The organism is Flavobacterium sp. Sd200 (assembly GCF_009826935.1).
GTDB lineage: Bacteria > Bacteroidota > Bacteroidia > Flavobacteriales > Flavobacteriaceae > Flavobacterium.
Genome location: NZ_WUMN01000006.1, coordinates 120,932 through 144,583 on the forward strand (window position 1 = coordinate 120,932; position 23,652 = coordinate 144,583).

Here is a 23,652-nt window from a genome sequence, read left to right on the forward strand (position 1 = left end):
CAATTTTAAAACGGTCTTTAAACCTTTAAAAGTTTATAGACCGTTTTTTATTTTTAGAATGTATGCTTTATTAACTTTCTACTTTATAACTTTCCACTTTACAGACTTTACCACTATTTAATTACCTTTGCAATCTTACTTAAATAAGCTATGTTAACCGAAGAGCGATCACTGAATTTTATTGAGCAGATCATAGAAGAAGATCTTGCCAACGGCTTTCCAAAAGACAAATTACGTTTCCGTTTTCCGCCGGAACCAAACGGTTACCTGCACATAGGTCATGCCAGTTCCATATGCCTTAATTTTGGGCTTGGACTGCGTTACAATGCACCTGTAAACCTGCGTTTTGACGACACTAACCCTGCCAAAGAAGAGCAGGAATATGTTGATGCTATTAAACGCGATGTAGAGTGGCTGGGTTACAAGTGGGCTGAAGAACGTTATGCATCTGATTATTTTCAGGAGCTGTATGACTGGGCTATAGAATTTATAAGGAAAGGTAAAGCTTATGTAGACAGCCAGAGCAGCGAAGACATGGCCAAACAAAAAGGAACTCCGAGCCAGCCGGGTACACATAGCCCGTACAGGGACCGTTCGGTTGAAGAGAACCTTGACCTTTTTGAGAAAATGAAAAAAGGCGAATTTGCCGAAGGTACGCATGTGCTTAGGGCTAAGATAGATATGGCAAGTGGCAACATGCTTATGCGCGATCCTATTATGTATCGCATACTGCACAAGCACCACCACCGCACGGCTAACAACTGGTTTATATATCCTATGTATGATTGGGCCCATGGCGAAAGCGACTATCTTGAGCAGGTATCGCATTCATTGTGTACGCTTGAGTTTGCCATGCACAGAGAGCTGTACGACTGGTTTTTAGACCAGATATATGACAATAATATTACGCGTCCTAAACAACGCGAATTTGCCCGTCGTAATCTTAGCCATACTGTAGTGAGTAAACGTAAACTATTGCAGTTGGTGCAGGAAAACTATGTTACCGGATGGGATGACCCACGCATGAGCACCATTAGCGGAATGAGGAGGAGAGGCTATACGCCGGCTGCCATTCGTAACTTTGCCGATACTATTGGTATTGCAAAACGCCTTAATCTTATAGATGTTTCGTTATTAGAGTTTTGCGTTCGCGAAGATCTTAATAAAACTGCCCCGCGCGTAATGGCGGTTCTTGATCCGGTTAAGCTTGTAATTACAAACTATCCTGAAGGTAAGGAAGAATGGCTTGAAGCAGAGAACAATCCTGAAGATGAAAGTGCGGGAAATCGTGAAGTACCTTTTAGTCGTGAGCTGTACATTGAGCGTGAAGACTTTATGGAGAATGCTAACAGCAAATATTTCCGTTTAACGCTTGGTAAAGAAGTTAGGCTTAAAAATGCTTATATTATTAAAGGTGAAAGTGTTGTAAAAGATGCCGATGGAAACATTACCGAAATACATGCTACGTATGATACCGACAGTAAGAGCGGCAGCGGAACTGAAGCGAGCCTTCGCAAAATAAAAGGCACCATTCACTGGGTATCTATACCACATGCCATAAAAGCAGAAGTAAGGATATATGACAGGCTGTTTACACACGAAAACCCTGATGGCGATAAAGAGGTAGACTTTAAAGAATATATTAACCCTGATTCTTTAAAAGTAATTACCGGATATTTAGAGCCAAGCCTTAAGAGTGCTGAGGCAGGGGAGAGGTTTCAATTTCAGCGACTTGGATATTTTTGCGTTGACAGAGATACCAATGCAGAGCAAATTGTATTCAATAAAACTGTTGGCCTTAGAGATACCTGGGCAAAAGTTGAAAATAAAGAATAATTACTTCTTACATATTTATCTTAAAACTCCCGAAAATACTCGGGAGTTTTTTATTTATATAATGTATTGATAATATTTATTTTAAAATATTATCGAATAATGTTTTTTGTATTATATAATTTATTAATTTCACAAATGTAAAATATACACTTATTAGTGTGTTTTTATGATGATATAAAAATGAAGAGGTTGTTTTAATGACGATTTGAGTAGTTGTAATACCCATTGCCCCTCAATTATCCCATTTATTGCCCGAATGTCTTTCCTTTTCCCAAAGAAGGAATTTTTGAGTCTTGAATGTAAACCAAACTTTTTTATATTATGAATTCTACATTTTACACCATCCGCAGGGCTATTAATGCCTTTATTTATTGTTTATTACTTTCGGCTACAGCCGTTTGGGCACAACCGGGAATACACGATCCATCAAGTACGGTGCGCAATAACGACGGGCGCTACTGGCACTTTGCTACAGGCAATGGCATTTATGCCATATCATCTAGTTCTACTAATTTTTCGAGTTGGCAAACCGAGAATACTGTATTTCCCGTAGGCACATGGCCCAGCTGGATTGCCAACTATGTTACAGGATTCCAGGGGCATTTCTGGGCTCCGGAAGTTATTAAAATGGGCAGTACTTACTACTGTTATTACTCCTGCGCAGGTACAGGTGCACCGGCTGCTATAGGGCTTGCGACAGCCTCAAACCTTGCCGGACCATGGACAGATAAAGGCATGATAGTGGCAGCGAATAATGCCATAGATCCTTCTATTTTAATAGATGGTTCTAATATGTATATGACTTACGGAAACTGGCAAACAGGTATAGACCTTATACAATTAAACCCAAGTAATGGTCTACGGCAGGGCACCAGCCGCTGGGATATTGTGGCAGGGCAGGTAGAGGCACCTTTTATAATGAAAAGGGGCAGTTATTACTACATGTTCTTTCAGCGTGGGTTGTGTTGTAGTGGCGTAAACTCTGGCTATTATACTCAGGTTGGTCGTGCTACGAGCGTTACAGGGCCTTATTATGACCAAAACGGCATAAGCCTTATGAGTGATGGAGGTACTACATTTTTACCTAATAAAAATGGCCGTTACATAGGCCCGGGGCATATTGGATATGGTGAATCTACCTTGAGTTATCACTTTTATGACGGTAATGATAATGGTGTTGCCAAGCTTATGACTACTTCTTTAGGTTGGAGTAACGATTGGCCTGTGGCAGGAACGGCAAGCCAGATCGTACCTAATGGAACTTATAGGTTAAGACACCGTGTATCGGGCAGATATCTTGACAATCTTGGTGCTACGACCGATGGTGCACAGGTGGTACAATGGGATAACAGCCCCTCATTAAACCAACGCTGGGTAATAACTTATTCTGGTAGCGGCTATTTTAAATTAAAGGCTGTTACGGGTGGCAAATACCTTGATAATGTAAATGCTACGGCCGATGGCAGTCCTGTTGCACAGTGGACCAGCAGCCCTTCTTACAATCAGCAATGGGCTATTTCGGCAGCAGGACCATACTATAAAATAACCAACCGTTCTAATGGTAAATGTGTAGATAGTGGAGGACTTACTGCCAACGGTTCGGTATTGCAGTTTTGGTACAGTAATACGAGTATTAACCAACAATGGGAACTCGAATATGTTAGCAATTCTACAGCAAGGATGGCAGGAACTATGGAAGTTGAGGAGCTGGAAGAAGAATCTTCAATTGATCGTTTTTATGGCTCTCCAAACCCTGTAAACGGTTCTTCGTTCGAGCTTGTGGCCTATAACAAAATGGCATCAGATGTAAAAATATCTATAGTCAATATATCAGGCCAGATTGTTTATAATAAAGATATGGGCAGGCAGCAGGCAGGCGAATTTAAACACAGTATAAATGTGTCTTCATTAAGTGCAGGTGTGTACATTGTAACTATGAACAGCGGAGGCGGACCCAAAAGCTTCAAGCTGATCAAAAATTAGGACTTTCTTCATTTTTTATTTTGTGTATAGAACTTTCTTATGGTTAGCTTATTTTAACCATAGGAAAGTTTATTATTTATAATAATTATAGTTTTTTTATTTTTTATAGTTGATTACTATTAAAAGTGACCTCTATAAATTGTTTCTTATCAATTATTTTTTTGTAGGAATACAAATCCTTATCTAATACTTCAAAACCCTGTAAAAACAGCTTATTTTAAATTTCACATTCTTTGGCTTTGAATTAACTACACCTTAACATCCTACAAATGTTAAAAAGCCTTACCTTTATGTTTATAAAGAAAAAAAGATTATTAATTTTAAAAATTATAGTTATGGCTGGTAAAACAGGAACCGTAGTAGCAGTACTTGCAGGTGCTGCAATTGGAGCTGCATTAGGAATTTTATTTGCGCCAGACGAAGGTGCTAAAACACGCAAAAAAATTAAAGACTCTGCAACAAATAAAGCAGACGAGATCAAAGATAAGATCGCTGAGCTTACTGAAACAGTAAAAAGCAAATTTAGCGGTACTAAGCATGATCTTGAAAGTGGCCTTGATAATTTGGTAGCTAACGTTGAAGACAAAGCTGACGATATTATTGCTACACTGGAAAAGAAACTTGAAGCACTTAAAAAAGGTGCTAAGCAAACAGTAAAAGATACTGCTGAGGCTTAATATATAAACTATTGCTCATGGCATTTGAAGAACTAAAAGAAAACGCAGAAGACCTTAAAAACGAGGCCAAAAGGCTTATAGATGCTAATGTAGCCTACTATAAACTTTGGGGCTTTAAGCTGGCTATGAAGTCTACAGCTATGATGCTCAAACTTTTCCTGCTGGCCACCATGCTCATTATCGTTACTTTGTTCTTGTCTATTGCCCTGGCATTAGCCTTTGGTTACTGGTTTGATAATTTTGCTTACGGCTTTTTAACCGTTGGTTTTATTTATCTTATACTTGCAATTGTGGTGTACAAAGTTCAGGACAAAATTATTGAAGGCCCTATGCTTGCTCAATTTTCGAGGATATTTTTAAAAAAATACTAAACTATGGCTACCACTAAGATATACAAGTCTTTTGACGAGATAAATAAGGAACTGGAAATACTGAAGGTAGAGAAAGACCTGGCCTATGCACGTTTTAAACGCGACCTTGAAGAAACTAAAGAAAGCCTGCAACCTGGTAACCTGATAGGGGAGACTCCTAAAAAGGTATTGAGTGTGCTGAGTACTTTTAGTGGTCCTTTAAAAAGTGCTGCCCTGACTTTTTTATTTAAAAAGTTATTTTAATTGCACATATTCAAAAGAAGAAGTAAGGCTGCCTGAATGGGCAGCCTTAGTTTTTTATTTTCTGTTCTGTTTTCTTTCGCTTCTGCGTTTTTCTCTAAAAGCTTTAAGTTCATCTTTGTCAATAAACTTGTCTTTGTTGGTGTCAATTTCAGCAAAGTTTTCTTTTAGTCTGCCGCGTTGTGCTTTTTCTACTTCTGCTTCGCTAAGCTTTCCATCGGCATCTGTATCAAGAGCCTTAAACATTTGTTCAGGATCCTGTCTTGGCCTTTCCTGTTTGCCTTCCTGTGCAAAGCTTTGCGCTGTTGTAAATATGCCTGCAAGCATAAATACCATTAACCATTTTTTGTTCATAACGTTTAGTTTTTAATTTACAGGTAAGACTTTAGTGAACATAAAAGGTTTAAAGCCAATGCTATATTTAACAAAAATGAGCTATCCATTTACAGATAGCCCATTGTTTTTAATTGTAAAATAAGATTTTTTAATAGAGAGAAGTTAAATAAAATTAATCATTACGTTCTCCATCTTTGTTGTAATCCGCATCCGGGTTTTGATAGTATTTTCTTTCCTGATCCGGTTTATTGTTTTTCTTCTTGGCATCTTTAATAGCCTCTCCCACCTGGTTAGATGCTGTAAACGATGCCACCATGTTGTTTAGCATATCGCTTCCTGCTTGTGGCGAGTTTGGTAACAGTATAAGGTTAGAGTTAGTATCTGCACCAATGGCCTGCAATGTATCATAATGTTGTGTAACCACAATAAGTGCTGATGCTTCCTGGCTGTTTATGCCAACATTATTAAGTACTTCTACACTTTCTACAAGACCACGGGCAATTTCACGTCGCTGATCTGCAATACCCTGGCCCTGAAGTTTTTTACTTTCTGCTTCAGCCTCTGCTTTTTTAACAATGCGAATGCGTTGTGCCTCTGCCTCAAACTCTGCCGCCGATTTTTCCCTATCGGCAGCATTAATACGGTTCATAGCATTTTTAACCTGTGGATCCGGGTCAATATCTGTTATTAGTGTGTTTATAATGTCATAGCCATAGGTAGTCATAGCTTCGTTAAGCTCGCGTTTAACAGCAATTGCTATATCATCTTTACGCTCAAAAACATCATCCAGTTTAAGCTTAGGTACTTCCGCTCTTACCACATCAAACACATAGCTGGTTATCTGGTCGTGCGGATATTCCAGTTTGTAAAAAGCATCATATACATTGGTTTGAATAACCTTAAACTGTACCGATACCTTCATTTTTACAAACACATTTTCTTTGGTCTTGGTTTCTATAATAACATCCAACTGTTGTATTTTAAGGTTTATCCTGCCTGCAATTTTATCTATAACAGGTATTTTAAGGCTAAGTCCTGCATGACGTATGCCCTGAAATTTGCCAAAACGTTCTACAATTACTGCACTTTGCTGCTTTACGGTAAAAAATGAGGAAAGAAAAATAAATACTCCAAAAAACAGGAGTACATAAATAAAAATTGATCCCATGGTTAATTGTTTTTTATTGATTAGGGGTAAGATACAAATTTTTGTTACATAAAAAAACCTCCCGGTTAGGGGAGGTTTAAATCTTAAAGCGTTTGGACTGCTTTATTTATACGACTAATGGTTTCTTCTTTACCTATCAGTTCCATAATGTCAAACAGGTGTGGGCCTTTTAAAGAGCCTACAAGGCTTATTCTTAGCGGTTGCATTACTTTACCCATGCCAACACCTTTTTCCTCAATCCAGGCCTTTACAACGCTTTCTGTATTGGCAGATGTAAAGTCTAAGGTATTTTCTAAAACAACAGTTAGCTCTTTCAGTAGTTCATTGGTTTCAGGCTTCCAGTTTTTAAGGGCTTTTTCGTCATATTCTGCCGGAGCCACAAAAAAGTAATCGCTTAAATCCCAAAGTTCGCTTGCAAATGTTGCGCGTTCTTTTACCAAACCTACAACTTTGGTAATAGTTTCAATAGACTTGTTTATACCTTTTTGAAGCAGGATGTGCGACAGCTGTGTTGCAAGTGTTGCATTATCCTGGCGGCCAAAATACTGGTGGTTGAACCATTTGTTCTTTTCAGGATCAAATTTAGCTCCGGCTTTATGCACACGCTCCAGGTCAAAAATGTTAACAAGTTCATCAAGTGTAAACAACTCCTGGTCAGTGCCCGGATTCCATCCTAACAAGGCAAGGAAATTAACCACAGCTTCGGGCAAAAAGCCCTGTTCGCGATATCCCATAGATTTTGTACCGTCGGGGTTTGTCCACTCTAACGGGAACACCGGGAAACCAAGCTTATCGCCATCGCGTTTAGAAAGCTTACCGTTGCCTACAGGTTTAAGTATTAGTGGAAGGTGGGCAAACTTAGGGGCTTCCCAACCAAAGGCTTTATACAACAGTTCGTGCAGCGGCATAGAAGGTAACCATTCCTCACCACGAATAACATGGCTGGTTTCCATTAAATGGTCGTCTACAATATTAGCAAGGTGGTAGGTAGGCATGCCATCGCTTTTAAACAACACCTTATCGTCTAAAAGATTGGTGTCAAACTTAATATCACCACGAATAATGTCGTGAAGGAACAACGTTTCGCCAACAGGTATTTTAAAACGGATAACATATTCTTCGCCATTGGCAATGCGTTGTGCGGTTTCTTCAGCAGGAATGTTAAGCGAATTATCTAATGTTCCACGATTGGCATGGTTATAAATAAACGTTTTTCCGGCGGCTTCTTCGGTTTTGCGAAGCTCATCTAAAGCTTCGGCTGTATCAAACGCATAATACGCCCAACCGCTGTTAATAAGCTGCTGTGCATACTGTACATAAATTTCTTTACGTTCGCTCTGGCGGTACGGGCCAAACTTTTCGTTCTTTCCCACGCCTTCATCAAACGGAATGCCGCACCAGTTAAGCGCTTCAATTATATATTCTTCTGCACCGGCAACGTAGCGGTTTTGGTCGGTATCCTCTATACGCAGGTAAAAGGTACCGCCATGTTTTTTGGCAAATAAATAATTAAACAAGGCTGTTCTTACACCGCCTATGTGTAAAGGCCCTGTGGGGCTGGGTGCAAAACGCACGCGAACTGGCTTAGACATGCTCATAAATTTTAATAGTACAAAGATAGCGGTTTAATAATTTGGAAATTTGATAATTTGAAAATGTGACAATTCGTTATTGTAGCTCTAAAACCAAGAACCAAGAACTATCAACTGACAACCAATAACATTATCAACAATGTGGCATAATATTTTACGTTTATCCTATCAATAGAATTTGTATTTTTATCGGTTATTAACAACATTCGCTATTTTATAAACATTTTGGAAGCAAAAAATATCATATACGCCAAGCTGGAGAGCTTTATAAAGAAGTATTATACCAACGAGCTTATTAAAGGTAGCCTCTTTTTTGTGGCCATTGGCCTGCTGTATTTTATAGCCACTACGCTGGTAGAATATTTTTTATGGCTGCCTACTAAAGGCAGGGTTGCCCTTTTTTGGGTATTTATAGGTGTTGAGCTTTTTTTACTCTTCAGGTTTATACTGTTCCCGGTGTTCAAATTATTCAAGCTGCAAAAGGGGATTGATTACAAACAGGCATCGGCTATTATTGGCAGTCACTTTAGCGAAGTGGGAGATAAGCTGACTAATTTTTTACAGTTATCTGCAGCTACAGAGCAGTCAGAACTATTACTGGCTTCTATAGACCAAAAGGCAAACAACCTGCAACCAATACCGTTTAGCAATGCGGTTAATTTTAAAAAGAATTTAAAATTTGTTCCCTATGCTGCTGTACCGTTACTACTGATTTTGTTTTTCCTTATAAGCGGTAACTCGGCTGTACTCACTAAAAGTTTCGATAGGGTAGTGCATTATGATACGCACTTTGCACCGCCTGCTCCATTTGAATTTATCATTACAAATAAATCGCTCATGGCGCAGCAGGATACTGATTTTTTACTTGAGGTGCATACTCAGGGAAGTGTAGTGCCAGAGAATGCCATGATAACTATTGGGGAAGAGAATTATTATTTAGAGAATGTAAAGCCGGGTGTTTTTCAGTACCGTTTTGAAAAGCCCACAAAAGATATTTCTTTTCAGTTAAAGGCTAACGAAGTTACTTCCCAGCCTTATGAACTGGATGTTGTTGCTGTACCTACCATTGCTAATTTTGAAATGTTGTTGCAATTCCCGTCTTATCTTGGCCGTAAAGCAGAAGTTGTACAGGGAACAGGTAATGCCATAGTGCCTGAGGGTACTAAAGTGACCTGGAAAGTAAACGCCCTTGCCACTAAAAATATACAATGGAGCAGTAATGGGGCGGTTACTTCGTTCACATCTGACGAAAATGTGTTTACAGTATCTAAAAATATAATTCAAAACACAGATTATCAAATTATTACCTCTAATGATAAGGTAAAAAACCACGAAAAACTGCAATATCAGATAAATACCATCAAAGACCAGTACCCAACCATTACTGTTGAGAACGCACCCGACAGTTTAAAGCTTAAAAAGGACATTATTCTTGGGCAGGTTTCAGACGATTACGGTTTGACAAAACTACAGGTGGTGTATTATCCGCAGGATAACCCTGATGCTGCCAAGCGTGGAACATTAGCAATTAAAAAGCAGGCTTACGATAGGTTTTACTATTCGTTTCCTACAGGCTTATCCATTCAGGAGGGTGTCAACTACGAATATTATTTTGAGGTTTTTGATAATGATGCCGTGCACAATTATAAGAGTGCAAAGTCGTCTGTTTTTTCTCATAGAGAACTTACTGCCGATGAAAAACAGGATAATGTTTTACAGGAGCAGAACAGCAACATCAACAGCTTAGAAAAGTCAATCAAAAATCAGGAGAAGCAAAACAGCGAATTAGACAAGCTTCAAAAAATGGGTAAAGAGAAGACCAATCTTGATTTTAAAGACCAGAAGAAAATTCAGGATTTCATTAACCGCCAAAAGCAGCAGGATGAAATGATGAAGGAATATTCTAAAAAACTTCAGGATAACCTGGAGCAGTTTAATCCTGAAAAGAAAGATGAGTTTAAAGAGGAACTGATGCAGCGCCTTGAAAAGAATGAAAAGGAGGCAGAGAAAAACCAAAAACTTTTAGACCAGTTAAAGGAACTTACCAATAAACTTAAAGAGGAGGAGCTGTTTGATAAGGTAGACCAATTTAAACAGCAAAGCAAAAACAGCACTAAAAACCTGGAGCAGCTGGTAGAACTTACCAAGCGTTTTTATGTTGAGAAGAAAGCAGAACAGGTTGCCGAAAAATTAGAAAAGCTTTCCGAAAAGCAGGAGCAGCTTTCTGAAAATAAAGACAACAATGCTCAAAAGCAGGATGCCATAAACAAGGAGTTTGACAAGCTGCAGGATGAGATGCGTGAGCTGGATAAGCAAAACAAGGAACTTAAAAAGCCTATGGATATTCCTGTTGATGAGAAGCAGGAGAAGAGTATAGATGAAGATATGAACAAAGCCGAAGAAGAATTGAGCAAACCCGGTGACGATAAAAATAAGCAGAGCAAGGCCAAACCCAAACAAAAAAGTGCTGCCCAAAAGATGAAGCAAATGGGCGAGAAGATGCAAATGCAAATGGAGGGTGGCGAGCAGGAACAGCTTGAAGAAGATGTAAAGATGCTTCGACAGATACTGGATAACCTTTTGGCTTATTCATTTTCTCAGGAAGATGTTATGAAACAGTTTAAAGGTTCGAATACCCGCGCTGCAAATTTTGCCAAATATTTGAAAAGACAACAGGATCTTAAACTACAATTTGGTCATGTAGACGACAGCCTTTTTGCCATGTCTTTGCGTAACCCAAAAATATCTGAAAATATTACAAAGGAAGTTGGCAATGTACACTATTATGTAGACAAAGCATTGTCTGACCTTGCCGATAATGTGGTGCCAAGAGGGGTCAGCAATCAGCAATATGCCATTACCTCTGCTAATAAACTTGCCGATTTTTTAAGTGATGCACTTAACAATATGCAAATGGAAATGAATATGTCTGGATCAGGTTCGGGTAAAGGTAAAGGCAAAAGTCAGGGTAGTGATGTGCAACTTTCAGATATAATTAAAAAGCAGGAAGGCTTATCTAAAAAGATGCAGGAAGGTATGAAAGGCAAGAAGCCGGGTGAAGGCAAAGAAGGAAGCCAGAGTGGCGAGGGTCAAGGTGAAGGAGAAGGCCAGGGCAAGGACGGTAAAGGTCAGAAGTCAGGCGGAAAACAAAAAGGCGGTCAACAAGGCGAAGGTGATGGACAGGATGGTGAAGGTGATGCCGGAGAATTGCTTGAAATTTATAAAGAGCAGCAAAAGCTAAGGGAGCAGTTACAACAAATGCTTGATAAGAAAGGTATGGGCGGTAATGGGCAGGCTGCAGCAAGACAAATGAAGGAAATAGAAAAGCAGTTGTTGAATAAAGGTTTCCGTAATGAGACCATGCAGAAGATGCTAAACTTAAAACAGGAGTTGCTAAAGCTTGATAAAGCGATGCAGCAGCAAGGCGAGGAAAACAAAAGACAAAGTCAAACTAATAAAAAGGACTTTAATAATACGACAAACGAATTGCCTGCTTCTTTAAAAGAATATTTAAACAGCGTAGAGATTTTGAACAGACAAACACTACCTTTGCGCCCTAATTTTAATCAAAAGGTTCAAACCTATTTTAGAAAAGATGATTGAGTTTAATTACGAGACCGATTTTGAGCTTAGCAACGAAGTAAAGTATGCTGAATGGTTGGGTGAAGTTATAGACAGTGAAGATAAAACGGAAGGGGAGATCAATTATATTTTTTGCGATGATGAGTATCTTTTGCAAAAAAATATAGAGTTTTTAAACCACGATACACTTACCGATATTATCAGTTTTGACTATACAATGGGAAATCTTATAAGTGGTGATATATTTATCTCTATAGAGCGTGTTAAAGAAAATGCTGCTGATTTTAGAGTAGCATTTGAAGAAGAATTAAAGCGTGTTATGTGCCATGGTATTTTGCACTATTGTGGATATAAAGACAAGACTCAAGAAGACGAGCAATTGATGCGTGCAAAAGAGGAAGAAAAGATTGCTTTGTTCCACGTGGAACCTTAAACAGTTTTTTATCCACTCAAAACGTTCCACGTGAAACATAAGTTTATTTAATATTTATGTTCCACGTGAAACAAAGTAAAAAAAATAAATAATACGTTCCACGTGGAACGTTAGAAAGGAATACAATGTTCAACGAAGTTTATGATGTAATTGTGGTGGGCGCAGGGCACGCAGGCAGCGAAGCTGCTGCGGCAGCCGCAAACATGGGCTCCAAAACACTTTTGGTTACCATGAGTCTGCAAAACATAGCCCAAATGTCGTGCAACCCTGCAATGGGTGGTATAGCGAAGGGGCAAATTGTGCGTGAAATTGATGCCCTTGGCGGATATTCGGGTATTGTGAGTGACAAGACGGCGATTCAATTCAGGATGCTTAACAAGAGTAAAGGTCCTGCAATGTGGAGCCCACGCGTGCAAAGCGATCGCATGCGTTTTGCTGAAGAGTGGCGCTTAATGCTGGAGCGCACTCCAAATTTGGATTTTTATCAGGAAATGGTTTCGGGTATTCTTATCCAAAATGATAAAATTGTTGGTGTCCGTACGTCGTTGGGAATCGAGATCAAGGCCAAGGCTGTAGTGCTGACCAACGGAACTTTTTTGAATGGTTTGATCCATATTGGGGAAAAACAATTTGGAGGAGGCAGGGCAGGCGAGGGTGCTGCCTATGGAATTACCGAAGACCTGGTTCGTGCAGGTTTTACTTCAGGCAGGATGAAAACCGGAACACCACCGCGCGTAGACGGGCGCTCGCTTGATTATTCTAAGATGATAGAACAGCCAGGAGACGAAAACCCTGATAAGTTTTCTTATATGGATATCACGCAGCCGCTAAAGCATCAGCGTTCGTGCCACATGACATACACTTCGCTCGATGTACACGATATTTTAAGAGAAGGCTTTGATCGTTCACCTATGTTCAACGGGCGAATTAAAAGCCTAGGTCCACGCTACTGCCCATCTATCGAAGATAAAATTAACCGTTTTGCAGATAAAGACAGGCATCAGCTTTTTGTAGAGCCTGAAGGATGGGATACTGTTGAGGTGTATGTAAATGGTTTCTCCACATCACTTCCGGAAGATGTACAGTTTAAAGCACTGCGTTCTGTGGCTGGTTTCGAGAACGTAAAATTCTTCCGTCCCGGCTATGCTATAGAGTACGATTATTTTCCACCTACGCAATTAAAGCATACGCTTGAAACAAAACTCGTAGACGGATTGTTTTTTGCAGGGCAGATAAACGGAACTACAGGCTATGAAGAAGCAGCATCGCAGGGATTGATGGCAGGGATTAATGCCAGTCTTAAAGTTCAGGACAAAGATCCTTTTATATTAAAACGTAGTGAAGCTTACATAGGCGTTTTAATAGATGACCTTATTACAAAAGGAACCGAGGAACCATACCGCATGTTTACGTCGCGCGCAGAGTACCGTACCTTATTACGCCAGGATAATGCTGATTTCAGGTTAACACCAATGGCTCATGAAATTGGACTTGCTAAAGAAGAACGCCTGCGTCGTATGGAAAAGAAACGCGATGAGAGCGATGCCTTTGTAAATTTCTTTAAAGAAACAAGTGTTACCGTTGCTGAGGCAAACCCAATACTGGAAGCTAAAGAATCTGCACCAATGCAACAGCCCGATAAAATGTTTAAAGTTTTCTCGCGACCTCAAATAGAGTTGGAGGATATTTTGAAGTTTGATAAAGTTAAGGAATATGTTTCTGAACATAATTTGGACAGAGAAGTTATAGAGCAGGCAGAGATTCAGGTAAAATACTCCGGTTATATTGAAAAGGAAAAAAATAATGCCGATAAATTAAACAGGCTTGAAGACATCAGGATCCCTGAAAACTATGATTATGATAAAATCAAATCATTATCGTATGAAGCCCGTGAAAAGATGAAAAAAATACGTCCGGTTACCATTTCTCAGGCATCGCGTATCAGTGGAGTATCGCCTAGCGATATTTCAGTACTTTTAATACACATGGGCCGATGAGAATGTTTCACGTGGAACCCAAATTAAAAACCCTTCTACAAGGGTTTTTGGTGTTTATAGGTATTACTGTTTTAATGGTGTCTTGTATAAAACCACAACACACAGTGGAAATTGAAGATTATGTGTTGCTAGAAAATGGTAAACCTGTTTTAGGAAAAGAAAACGGCTTAACAGCATTTATGTTTGAAAATAATTTGCGTAAGATACCTTTTCAGCAGTTTATTGCAGAAAAATATAATTTGGGTAACTATGTTGATGTAAGCTATGATGTAACTGTTGAAGGGTACAGGTTTAAAGTTTTTTTATATGAGAATGCTGAAGTTGAAAAATATTTTAATACTTCTCAGTTTATGGTTACCATGAACGAAACGGAGCCAAATATTAAAGGAAGTACTGCAAAATTTATCGCATTGTCGGTTATCAATAACACCAACGAAGACTGCCTTGCAGAAGGTTCGCTGTTTCAGCAAATCGCAATTAAATATCTTAAAAGTTTAAAAGACGAATATTACAGTTTATAATGAACAGCAAAAGCCAAACGGTCTATCTTACCGTAAAAGATCATTCTGTTTCACATGAAACATTTGAATTATTGCTTGATGAAGATCTACAACTGCTTAAAACGCATCCACAGCCAGCACCCAATGCTATAGGCCGTTATTATGAAAGTGACGATTATATTTCGCATACCGATGGTAAGCGTTCATTATTTGAAAAACTTTATCATACAGTAAAACAAAAGGCATTAAGAGATAAGATCAGGCTTATACAAGGATTTAAACCCGAAAAAGGTAATTTATTGGATATAGGTGCCGGCACCGGAGATTTTTTGGTAGAGGCTAAAAATAGTGGCTGGAAAATTATGGGTATAGAACCCAGTGAAAAAGCTAAAACAATTGCAGTAAACAAAGGAATTCGTTTTGCCGAGGGTTTACAGTCTATAGAGAGCCATAGCCAGGATGTAATAACTATGTGGCATGTTTTGGAACACGTTCCGGATGTAGACGCTCAGATAAAGGAGTTGAAGCGAATTTTAAAACCTGACGGTGTGCTTATTGTGGCTGTTCCTAATTTTAAAAGTTATGATGCACAATATTATGGTGTTTATTGGGCGGCTTATGACGTTCCAAGACATTTATGGCATTTTAGCAAAACGTCTATAAAAAAACTTTTTGCGGCACAAAAAATGAATTTAATAAAAGTACTGCCCATGAAATTTGACAGTTTTTATGTAAGCCTTCTTTCTGAAAAATATAAAAACGGGAAAATGAATTTTATAGGCGGATTCCTGACCGGATTAAAGAGCAATCTTAAGGCAGCTAAAAATATGGAATATTCATCGCACATTTATGTCATAAAAAACGCTAAAAACTAATTTAAGGCGTTTTATTGGTGTTTTTCGCTTGTAAATATGCTGTTGGGTAGCCATTTTTAAAAGATGTCTTAAATCGCTTTATTTTGAGTCGGTTTTAATTTAGATTATTTATCGCTTGATATGTATTGATAAGAAAAATTTATAAAGCTAAAAACCTAAAATAAAACTCTGTTTTGGTAGGTTGAGAGGAATTATTACATTTACAAAAATTTTAAACAGAAAATCAGGAAATGAAAAAATCATTAGTAATACTTGGGTTTGCATTTGCACTATTATCATGTAATAACGATAAGGCAACAACTGCCTCAGGTTTTAAGACAGCTTATGTAGATACACAAAAGCTAATGGAAAAATCAGAAGAGATAAAAGACCTTGATGATAAAAGAAAAGTTAAGACTGAAGAAATGGGTCGTGAACTTGACGAAAAAGTACAGCAATTAAAACTTGACTATGCAAGTGCACAGGGCGAGGCTAACGCTAAAGGGCCACAATGGGCTCAACTTAAAGCTCAGGAGTTACAGAAAAGAGAGCGTGAACTTGGCATGCTTCAGGAGTCTATGGCTAAGCAGTTACAGGACGAATTTGGTGTTAAAAGAGATACCGTTGTAAGCCAGATCAAGAAGGTTATTAAAGAATTCGGTAAGAAAAAAGGCTATGATTATGTGTATGGAACAGGCGATGCTGCCAGTATTTTATATGCAAAAGACAGCTATGATGTTACTGAAGAGATACTTAAAGAACTAAACGATAAGTTTAAAGGATCGGCTAAGGCAGAACCTGCAAAAGAAGATACGGCTAAAGCTGAAGAGAAAAAATAATCCGGCTTACAGACATAAAATGATGCTTCCCGTAAAAAGGAAGCATTTTTTTTGGCTATACTTGTCTATATAATTAATAATCAGTACTTTAAATATAATTAACTGATATGCAGGAAGTTACACCAGCAGCGCAGTTTGCCCTCAAATTTATCAATCAAACTAACCGTTCAGTTTTCCTTACAGGCAAAGCAGGGACAGGCAAAACCACGCTGCTTAAAGAGATCATTAAAACCACCCACAAAAATGTTGTGGTGGTGGCTCCTACAGGCATAGCCGCTTTAAATGCAGGTGGGGTGACCATACACTCTATGTTCCAATTGCCGTTTGGAGGCTTTTTACCAACGCACAGCCAACCTCCGCATATCTCTGATTACGTGAAGTTTGAGACCAAAGATAGCCTTCGAAGGCATTTTAATATGCGTGCCGAAAAAAAATCGGTTATCCTCAATATGGAATTGCTGGTAATAGACGAGGTGAGTATGCTGCGTGCCGATTTGCTTGATGCGATTGATTATATGCTTCGTACGGTTCGCCGTAAAAACGAGGCTTTTGGAGGCGTTCAGGTACTTTATATTGGCGATTTGCTGCAGCTTCCGCCAGTGGTGCGCAATGAGGAATGGGAGGTACTGAAGCATCATTACAGGGGCAAATTCTTCTTCCATTCGCAGGTGGTGCAGCAGCATCCTCCCGTGTATATAGAGCTTGACAAAATTTACCGTCAAACCGATTCCCGTTTTATAAATGTACTCAACAATTTGAGAAACAACATTATAACTTCGGATGACCTTAAAGTGCTCAATGAGTTTGTAAATCCTGCATTCGACCTAAATGTAAATCCCGGATACATTACGCTAACCACGCACAATGCAAAGGCCGATAATATGAATGCCAATTCTTTACAGGACCTAAAAGGTAAAGAATACAGCTACTTGCCTGATATAGTAGATGATTTTCCTGAAAAGATGTATCCGGTAGAGCCTGTGTTAAAACTTAAAGTTGGTGCTCAGGTAATGTTCATTAAAAACGACCTTTCGCCCGAAAAGAAATATTTTAACGGAAAGATTGGCATTGTTAAGTCATTGTCAGACGGTGAGATAATGGTGCATTTTCCAGAAGAGGGCGTTACAATCGAGGCCACAAAATATGAATGGCAAAACGTGCGCTATCAGGTAGACGAACTTACTAAAGAAATAAAAGAGGAGGTTTTGGGCACCTTTGTGCACTATCCGCTCAAACTTGCCTGGGCCATTACAGTACACAAAAGCCAGGGTCTGACGTTTGACAAAGCTGTGCTCGATGTATCGCAGGTTTTTATGCCGGGACAGGCGTATGTGGCTTTATCGCGTTTGCGTTCGTTAGAAGGCCTCGTATTGCTTTCTGCGATGCGTATGAACGGCATTAGCAACGATGCTGACGTTATGGACTATGCCAGCGGACAGGGCGGAGAAGATGAAATGGTAAGGTCGCTGGAACGTGAAACGCTAAATTTTGTATGCAATTTTTTAAAGGAAAGTTTCTCATGGGGTGCGCTGGCCGCACAGTGGCAACGCCATAAAATGAGCTATCTACAGGATGGGGAGAAGGCACTGAAGCAACGGTACCGTGAATGGGCTGCCAAGCAGGAAGACATTATACACAAACAACTCGATGCTTCGGGCAAGTTTATCAGGCAGTTAGATGCGCTTTTTAGCCGTGAGCCTGCCGACCTGAAATTTATACACGAGCGAGTTACGGCTGCGGTTAATTATTTTTTTCCGGCTATGGACAGCATGGCTACCAGCCTGTACAGCAAGATAGAAGAGGTTAGGAGGCTTAAACGGGCGCGTGCTTTTTTTGAAGAATTGAGCGAACTGGAAGAAATGCAGACTGCCGTGATACTTCGGCTTTACAAGGCTACAAAAATTGTAGAAGTGGTAATGGCAGGGGAGGAGATTACCCGTGACAGCCTTATTACCAAACAGATGCTGGATTATAAATCTGATAAAATAGATGCCATTAGGGAGATAATGAAACTCAACCCGGTTACCATTATTGAAGATGACGACGATGATTTTGAGCATTATGCGTCCAAAAAGAAAAAAACTGCAGCTCCTAAAAAGTCTACATTACAGGAAACTTTTGAGCTTTGGGAGCAAAAGCTGTCAGTTAAACAGATAGCCGAACAAAGGAAACTGACCGAGGCAACCATTTTGAGCCACTTTGCAGGCCTTATACAGGGCGGAAAGCTAAATGTTGAAGATGTGTTGCCGGAAGAAAAAATAACAGCGCTAACCGAAGCTTTTAAAGGTTTTGAGGGCGACTCGCTCAAGGAGCTCAAAGAAAAGTATGGCGAAGCCTTTACCTGGGGCGAACTGAGGATATTTAAGGCAACGGTGGAGTAGGGGTTAGATTGAAAAATTCTTTGGAATATCTTTACAACGTGTGGGATTTTGTTCGACCAATTACCGATTTTGATGTGCTTTTTTTCTGGGTTGATCTATTACTTTCTTATGAAAGTATGGTACTAAAATAAAATATGCTAAATTTCCGGACAAAAATAAAACATTAAAAATTTTACAGTAAATGGAACTAAGAGAGATGACCGATGAACAACTACTAAAGGAAGAAAAAGAACTGAGATCATTCTCTATCATGAATGCCTTTCTTATCGGGTTTTTATTATCGATCATCTTTATCAGTATTTACTATAGCGCCTACGGTGTGGGCTTTGTAATAGCTCTTTTCCTGATATATAGATTGGTGAAAGATCCCAAGAATAAAAGGGCTAAAGAACTCAAAGCGATACTGAAAGAACGAAATTTAAAATAGGGAATGGAAGTAAATTGTCAAAACTGCGGATATGCCGTTACCGGGAATTATTGTGCTGACTGCGGGCATAGTCAGGAACTGAAAAGAATTGACAAAAATTATGCATTTGAAGAGTTTTTAAACATCGTTGGTTTTGAGAAAGGCTTTATTTTTACCTGTAAAGAGCTGCTCATAAATCCCGGGGCAACAATCCGGGAATACATAAATAAAAACAGGCAACGGGTAACCAAACCTATTACTTTCCTGTTCCTCACTTCGGTAATCTATACCCTGATCTCTCAATACTTTAAAACGGAAAATCCTTATGCCGATATGGCTCAGGCAGTCTATGGAGATTCGAGTTTAAACAGTATAATGAATTGGGTTCAGGATAATTATGGCTATGCCAATTTATTAATGATCTTGCCGATTACATTATGGGCCAAGTTGTTTTTTAAAAGATACAAATACAATTTTTATGAAACCTTTGTAGTCATTTCTTTCGTAATGGCCTTCGGGATGCTGCTCTTTTCTGTAGAGCCGGTGCTTAACAGGTTTTTTACTGATACCTTTATGCTTAACGAAACGATTACCATTTGTTTGGTAATGCTCTATGTTAGTTGGGCAATAGGGCAATTTTATGAAAGGAAATTAAGCAATTACGTTAAAGGTTTTTGTGCTTATTTTTTTGGTTTTCTAACCTTCCAAATTGTAATGGTTTTGATTGGAATAACTTATGATGTAGTGGTTGGGAGATAGAGAGATTATTTTAGGGATAAACTACTCTATGGTTTAAACTTACGGAATGCCTGTATCATTTCGTAGATGCCGAAGGCGATAACTATTTTGCCGAGGATAAATATGAGCCAGCCTATTGTATTTGTATTGTCGATATAATCTCTGCCGGTCGCTAAAGGATTATAAAAATCTGTAACAAGCAGAAACCTGAAATAGCCTGAACAAAAGGTTTTCCATTCAGATAGGTCCGGAATGAGCATATAATTTTCGGAGATAAAGAACAAGCTGTAAAATAACCATCCGTTAACAAGAGTAAAAAATAATGCTCTGCGCCAGCTGTGGTCAAAGCCTGTTACAAGCCAAGTAGAACCTAAAATAAATTTATCTTTTCCGTCTTTCCAGTTCCATTTTAGTTCTCTATAGTAAGCTTCCATTTCATAAGCTCTAAAACGGTTATAATCTATTTTGTTATCAGTTTTTTGGAGCTCTTGTTTGATTGTTCTTAATGAGATCCGATCGCATTTACGTATATCTTTAATTTCTAATCCGTCAAAATATGTAATCTTATTTAATATATTTCTGTGCAAGATAAATGTATCAACAGAAGTATTTGAAAAAGACACGTTTTGCTCGAATTTTGATAATTTAAAGTTTAGGTTTTTTACTCTTGCATATTCAAAATTTGCTCTTTCACTAAAATTACATTCATAAAAGGATAAATCTCCTATATGATAATTATTCATGTTATAAAAACTAACGGCTCCTTTAAAATCACATTGATTAAAGTTTGCATACTCATAGAAATTTACATTTTCAAAATTTACTTCTGAGAAAACATTCTCTGAAAATACGTTAACATTGTAAAAAGTTACAGTAAAATATTTACTTTTCGGAATAAAAACACTCCTGAAAAAATATGTTTTTTCGTTGAAAAGATTGTTCTCAAATACAGCGTTTGTAATCCACAAATTTTGAAACGATTGTGAGCGATAAGATTTTTTTGGTTCTTTAGTGCCTAAAATATTGTTTTTAAAAATAAAATAAGGCCCAATATGATTTATGTTAAAGAAATCAAATGATTCAAAATCACAATTTTCAATTTGAATTTTTATATCTAGTGGATTCTCCTTTCTTTTTCCATCGTTGGTAAATACGAAGCTGCTAATCTTTACTTTTCTCCTTTCATTACCATCAATATAGAGACCATCTAATGAATTTATATTGCTAAATGACAATCTATTTAATGAACAATTTGTGATTCTGATTTGGCCAAAAAAATTACAGTTACTGAATTCTATAGACACATTGTTTTCATTGTCAGTTATATGTAGAATTACTACTTTAAATTTACAATTTATAAATGAGATGTCTTTTGTCAATCTTTTTAATTCAATTTCTGGGATATCAATAATACTATTATTTATCACTCCGTACGTTTGAATATGATTAATTAAAATTTCTATCTGCTGATAAACCATGATTTGGAAATAATTTAAGCCTTAAATCTACAAAAAATCCCCACCCATCGTAATTCGTAATTTGCAATTCGTCATTTGCAATTCGTCATTAACTTCAAATAGCGAAACCCCACAGCTACACGAAGGCAACCATGAGGAATCCGCTAAGGGTTTATGTGTTTTATTCCTTTAGGTCTCGGGTATTTTTTTGTACGGCTATGGCAGCAAAAAGGCTCAATGTAAACGACATACCGAAAAATCCTTTTTCGCTAAGCAGTAAATCGGCATTCCAAAGCCCTACCACCAGCAAGGCTACCGATGCCAGTGTGGTAAACCAGCTTATGCCATAATACAGGTCGGTTACCGGTATGCCTTCCATCCTGTCCCTTACGCTTTTTTGTACGGATATTACAGAGAATAACCCAAAAAGCAGTATAGTAAAATAATAGCCTTTTTCGTTAAGCATCATTTCGGCATTAAAAAGCCCTATGCAATAGGCTACTGCACCTATTAGCAATGCTGCCCAGGACGCACCCACAAAGGCACCGGATGGTTTTATTGGGCCATTGCCTCTATTGTTTTTTTCAGTTTCTTTTACTGTTGGTTTACTTTCGTTTGATTCAAATGGTTTTAGCGGTTCCATAATTTTTGATTGTTTAATTATTATGAGGCAAATCTCCGCCAAAAAGTATAGCCATAAAAACCAATATTCATACAAAACTGACGATATAAAATGTAATTTTATATCTTTATTTCTTTCTAAAATAAAAGGATATGAATGCGGTAAGCGAAGTTATTGGTTTAATGAATTTATCTGATAAAAAGGATTTTGAAAACTACATTAAACAAAAAAATAAGCGAAATGATACTCAAAACCTAAAATTGTTCAGATTACTTGAAACTGACGATATAAATACCATAAATAAAATTTACGGCACCAATAATGCTGCCTACCATGCGCTAAACAAGCGGTTGTATGACAACCTGGTTTCTTTTATGGCCAACCGCACGTTTGTTAATGCTACCGGAGAAGCACATGAGGTACTGCGCCTGTTAGTAGTAAGCCGATTTTTTTTAGAGCACAAACTAACAAAGGCTGCCTTTAAGTGTCTTGCCAAGGCAGAAGCTAAAGCTAACGACTTGGGGCATTTTAGCCTGCTTAACGAAATTTATCATACCCAAATACAGTTTTCACACCTCGAACCGCTTGTAAATCTTGAGGCACTTATAGAAAAATTTACAGCTAACGCTGCAAACATGCAAAAGGAAGAAAAGCTTAATATGGCCTATGCCCTGCTAAGGAACGAGCTGGCCGATGTTATGTATAAAGGCAAAGTAATTGTTTTTAAAGATCTTATAAAGAGTACCCTTAAGAGGCTTACTATCTCTTTAAAAGATGTGCTTACGTTTAAATCACTGTATCAAATGCTGTATATAGCTAACGAATATGCGTCTTTAAACAGCAACTTTGCCATGATAGAACCTTTTGTACAAAAGAGCTATAGCTTTATTGCTGCAAGGCAGGATACGGCAGGCAACCAATTGTATTACCACATTTACATTTTGTATTTTATGGCTAATATTCACTTCCGCAACCGCAGGTTCGCCGAAAGTGAAGCCGTATTGCAAACCATGCACGAACAAATGCGGGAGCAAAACGGCAGGTATTATTCACTTTTCTGCCTGCGCTATTTTCTCATACTATCGCTCACTAAAAATTACGGGGGTTACCCAATTGAGGCTCTTTCGATTGCCCAAAAAGCACTAAAAGATCATGGCAACAAAGCCGATGCGAGCGATGTGCACGACATTCGCCTGGCCATTATTGTTTTTTGCCTCTTGCAGGAAGACCGGACGGTTAGCCAATACATGAAGGATTATAAACATACCGACAGTTGGTATGAAAAAAAACTGGGAATGCTTTATGCCATTCGCAGATGCCTTGTAGAAATACTTATGCATATTCAGTTTGAAAATACCGAACTTGCCCTTTCGCGCATTAAAAGTTTTAAGCGGCGTTATAAAAAATACCTCAACAACGTAAATGAGGCTCGTGTAATGGATTATGTGTTGCTTTTGGAACACTATGTGCTGAAACCCGAAATTACGGCTACAACACGTTTTAAACAGGCTTTAGAGGCATTGTTGCATACGCCGGCTCAGGAAGATATTTTTGTGTTGAGTTTTATTGGCTGGCTTAAGGCACGTTTTACTAAAAAAACACCCTATGATGAAACGCTCATCCTCATGAATTCATGAACG

General features: G+C 38.4%; 20 protein-coding genes. 15 read left to right on the top strand and 5 right to left on the bottom strand.

Features of this window, described 5'->3' with window-relative positions:
- The first annotated feature begins 150 nt into the window (after window positions 1–150).
- The 5 genes from GR160_RS15500 to GR160_RS15520 all read left to right on the top strand — a co-directional run bounded on the left by GR160_RS15500 (window position 151) and on the right by GR160_RS15520 (window position 5,110).
- Window positions 151–1,836 (top strand): glutamine--tRNA ligase/YqeY domain fusion protein, encoded by a 1,686-nt coding sequence (locus GR160_RS15500; protein WP_160750801.1) that lies wholly within the window; start codon window positions 151–153, stop codon window positions 1,834–1,836.
- 321 nt (window positions 1,837–2,157) lie between these two features.
- Window positions 2,158–3,819, top strand: a complete 1,662-nt coding sequence (locus GR160_RS15505; protein WP_160750802.1) for a family 43 glycosylhydrolase — start codon at window positions 2,158–2,160, stop codon at window positions 3,817–3,819.
- Window positions 3,820–4,154: 335 nt separating this feature from the next.
- Window positions 4,155–4,496 carry a YtxH domain-containing protein gene (locus GR160_RS15510; RefSeq protein WP_160750803.1) on the top strand — a complete coding sequence of 114 codons (342 nt, stop codon included), beginning with the start codon at window positions 4,155–4,157 and terminating at the stop codon, window positions 4,494–4,496.
- A 17-nt stretch (window positions 4,497–4,513) separates the two neighbouring features.
- Window positions 4,514–4,867: a competence protein gene (locus GR160_RS15515; protein ID WP_160750804.1), complete on the top strand. Its 354-nt coding sequence runs from the start codon at window positions 4,514–4,516 to the stop codon at window positions 4,865–4,867.
- A gap of 3 nt (window positions 4,868–4,870) precedes the next feature.
- Window positions 4,871–5,110 carry a DUF6327 family protein gene (locus tag GR160_RS15520; RefSeq protein WP_160750805.1) on the top strand — a complete coding sequence of 80 codons (240 nt, stop codon included), beginning with the start codon at window positions 4,871–4,873 and terminating at the stop codon, window positions 5,108–5,110.
- A 54-nt stretch (window positions 5,111–5,164) separates the two neighbouring features.
- Here GR160_RS15520 and GR160_RS15525 read toward each other — a convergent pair whose 3' ends face one another.
- From GR160_RS15525 to gltX, 3 genes are all read right to left on the bottom strand, one after another.
- Entirely contained in the window at window positions 5,165–5,461 is a 297-nt protein-coding gene (locus GR160_RS15525) for an EF-hand domain-containing protein (RefSeq protein ID WP_160750883.1), read from the bottom strand.
- A 154-nt stretch (window positions 5,462–5,615) separates the two neighbouring features.
- A complete protein-coding gene (locus GR160_RS15530; RefSeq protein ID WP_160750806.1) occupies window positions 5,616–6,611 on the bottom strand; it encodes an SPFH domain-containing protein in 996 nt (331 codons plus the stop codon).
- A gap of 83 nt (window positions 6,612–6,694) precedes the next feature.
- Window positions 6,695–8,203, bottom strand: coding sequence for a glutamate--tRNA ligase (gene gltX / locus GR160_RS15535; protein ID WP_160750807.1), 1,509 nt, complete (start codon window positions 8,201–8,203; stop codon window positions 6,695–6,697).
- Window positions 8,204–8,428: 225 nt separating this feature from the next.
- Here gltX and GR160_RS15540 point away from each other — a divergent pair, with 225 nt between their 5' ends.
- From GR160_RS15540 to GR160_RS15580, 9 genes are all read left to right on the top strand, one after another.
- The gene (locus GR160_RS15540) at window positions 8,429–11,806 is read left to right on the top strand and encodes a DUF4175 family protein (RefSeq protein WP_160750808.1); all 3,378 of its coding nucleotides are present in this window, start codon (window positions 8,429–8,431) and stop codon (window positions 11,804–11,806) included.
- Window positions 11,799–12,218 carry an rRNA maturation RNase YbeY gene (ybeY, locus tag GR160_RS15545; RefSeq protein WP_160750809.1) on the top strand — a complete coding sequence of 140 codons (420 nt, stop codon included), beginning with the start codon at window positions 11,799–11,801 and terminating at the stop codon, window positions 12,216–12,218. Before GR160_RS15540 ends, ybeY begins: the two co-directional genes overlap by 8 nt.
- A 125-nt stretch (window positions 12,219–12,343) precedes the next feature.
- A complete protein-coding gene (gene mnmG / locus GR160_RS15550; protein WP_160750810.1) occupies window positions 12,344–14,215 on the top strand; it encodes a tRNA uridine-5-carboxymethylaminomethyl(34) synthesis enzyme MnmG in 1,872 nt (623 codons plus the stop codon).
- Between the two features lie 104 nt (window positions 14,216–14,319).
- Window positions 14,320–14,736 carry a hypothetical protein gene (locus tag GR160_RS15555; RefSeq protein ID WP_237421236.1) on the top strand — a complete coding sequence of 139 codons (417 nt, stop codon included), beginning with the start codon at window positions 14,320–14,322 and terminating at the stop codon, window positions 14,734–14,736.
- A complete protein-coding gene (locus GR160_RS15560) occupies window positions 14,736–15,590 on the top strand; it encodes a bifunctional 2-polyprenyl-6-hydroxyphenol methylase/3-demethylubiquinol 3-O-methyltransferase UbiG (protein ID WP_160750812.1) in 855 nt (284 codons plus the stop codon). Before GR160_RS15555 ends, GR160_RS15560 begins: the two co-directional genes overlap by 1 nt.
- Window positions 15,591–15,820: 230 nt before the next feature.
- Window positions 15,821–16,408: an OmpH family outer membrane protein gene (locus tag GR160_RS15565; protein ID WP_160750813.1), complete on the top strand. Its 588-nt coding sequence runs from the start codon at window positions 15,821–15,823 to the stop codon at window positions 16,406–16,408.
- A gap of 107 nt (window positions 16,409–16,515) precedes the next feature.
- Window positions 16,516–18,789: a helix-turn-helix domain-containing protein gene (locus tag GR160_RS15570; RefSeq protein WP_160750814.1), complete on the top strand. Its 2,274-nt coding sequence runs from the start codon at window positions 16,516–16,518 to the stop codon at window positions 18,787–18,789.
- Between the two features lie 181 nt (window positions 18,790–18,970).
- A complete protein-coding gene (locus GR160_RS15575) occupies window positions 18,971–19,216 on the top strand; it encodes an FUSC family protein (RefSeq protein WP_160750815.1) in 246 nt (81 codons plus the stop codon).
- A gap of 3 nt (window positions 19,217–19,219) precedes the next feature.
- A complete protein-coding gene (locus tag GR160_RS15580; RefSeq protein ID WP_160750816.1) occupies window positions 19,220–19,954 on the top strand; it encodes a DUF3667 domain-containing protein in 735 nt (244 codons plus the stop codon).
- Between the two features lie 26 nt (window positions 19,955–19,980).
- Here the strand turns inward: GR160_RS15580 and GR160_RS15585 are convergent, their stop codons facing one another.
- Together GR160_RS15585 and yiaA are read right to left on the bottom strand one after the other, a co-directional pair.
- Entirely contained in the window at window positions 19,981–21,411 is a 1,431-nt protein-coding gene (locus GR160_RS15585) for a hypothetical protein (RefSeq protein ID WP_160750817.1), read from the bottom strand.
- A gap of 160 nt (window positions 21,412–21,571) precedes the next feature.
- Window positions 21,572–22,033: an inner membrane protein YiaA gene (gene yiaA, locus GR160_RS15590; protein WP_160750818.1), complete on the bottom strand. Its 462-nt coding sequence runs from the start codon at window positions 22,031–22,033 to the stop codon at window positions 21,572–21,574.
- Between the two features lie 131 nt (window positions 22,034–22,164).
- Between yiaA and GR160_RS15595 the strand changes: the two genes are divergently transcribed.
- On the top strand, window positions 22,165–23,649 hold the full coding sequence (locus GR160_RS15595) for a hypothetical protein (protein ID WP_160750819.1): 1,485 nt from the start codon (window positions 22,165–22,167) through the stop codon (window positions 23,647–23,649).
- The last annotated feature ends 3 nt before the right edge of the window (window positions 23,650–23,652 follow it).